Source organism: uncultured Campylobacter sp. (genome assembly GCF_937890585.1).
Lineage (GTDB): Bacteria > Campylobacterota > Campylobacteria > Campylobacterales > Campylobacteraceae > Campylobacter_A.
Genome location: NZ_CALACG010000230.1, coordinates 1 through 1,537, shown reverse-complemented (window position 1 = coordinate 1,537; position 1,537 = coordinate 1). Strand labels below are relative to the sequence as shown.

The following is a 1,537-nucleotide window of genomic DNA, read 5'->3' as shown; positions in this document are numbered from 1 at the left end:
CCTCAAAATCCTCTTGTAAATTTGCTTTTTTAAGAGCTATCTCTATGTTTGAGCTTTGTTGTATCTCGCTATCTATCTCATTATTATAAACCATTGGGTTTTTAGCTGGGTTTTGCTTAGCATAGTACATCGCCATATCGGCTTTTTTGATGATATTTCTAGGATCGCTGATGTTATCTCTTGTCACTACGTGGATACCAACGACGCTCTTAATCGCAAAGTGATACTTATCTATTTGCAAAGGTTTTTCTATCGTATCTCTTAGCTCCATACCAAGCTTCATACGCTTAGTGTGGCTATTTTCTTCCATTTTCGAAAGCACGATAAACTCATCAGCGCCGATCCTTGCGGTGACCTCTTGTCTATTGCACGCTTCACGTATGCGCTTTGCTATCGCTTTTAAAATTTTATCGCCAACCTCATGTCCGTAAGAGGTATTTATATTTTTAAAGCGATTTATATAATAAACTGCGATCTCTTGCTTCTCGCCCAAAACGCTACACATACCTTTAAGTTCATTTAACAATGAGTCTCTGTTACCAAGAGAGGTTAGATAGTCTTTTTCAGATACACCCTCTAAGCTTAAATTTATCATCTCAAGTTCGTTTGTCTTTAGGTGCTTCTCTTTGTTTTTAGCATCATGTAAATTTTGCTCTGCGTTATATATCTCTTCGCTTTGATCAAGCACCTTCATAAAATAGCTAATGACAGCTCCAGCTACAATAACAAAAATTATAAGTAGATCGACATAGGATGAGAGGTTGGCTTTTATAAGTATTAGTGCAGCTGAGATGATAGGCACGAGCTTAGATGTTGTTTTTATGCCAACATCTGCTGCACTTATGCGCTTGTTGTCGCCCCTTAGGTAAAAAGCTCCAAGCATCAAGAGAAAAAATGGCACAAGATAGATAGAGTGCAGAGTAAAGTCATGCCCTTTGTTTATAAGCTCATTATAAAAAACATATAAATTTAATAGCGTAAAAATCGCACTTGCTATTATCAAAAAAAAGCCGCTATGCCTAATATAAAGATGGTTGCTATTAAAAATTTCACTAAGAGCGATGAATAAAATAGATAAATTTACAAAAATAGCAATGCTAGCAGCAAGCTCGCTAGGGCTTTTAGGATGGATCAATATATTAAAATCGCCCATGTCGCCAACAATGCAATAAGCAAGCGTGAAAACTAGCAAAAGGACATTAAAGCTATCGGCTAGAACTAGGATCTTTTTATCGCTAGCTATAAATTTGACCACAAAAAATATGCCAACAGCGGCCAATAGTAAAAACATAGGGAGCAGATCGAAAAAATCAAGATAAGAAATTTGCTCTTTGCTTCTTAAAAGAAAGTCTTCATTGACGCTTCTAATGGCATCAATAATCGTCCAAAGAAAGACCCCAAAGCATGCAGCAAGCCAGTGCATAGCTTTAAGCTTTGATCTATTCATAGAGATGTAGATACCAAGAACTACAAGACCAAAGCCAAAAAATATCAACAAATTTTCAAAAATTTTATAGTTTAAGATGCCGGCAAACTG

Annotated in this window: 1 protein-coding gene; it reads right to left on the bottom strand. The window is 36.3% G+C overall.

The window, feature by feature from the left end:
* Nucleotides 1-1,537, bottom strand: a 1,537-nt coding sequence (locus tag Q0296_RS06820) for a GGDEF domain-containing protein (protein ID WP_298038453.1), incomplete at both ends; no start/stop codon positions are given.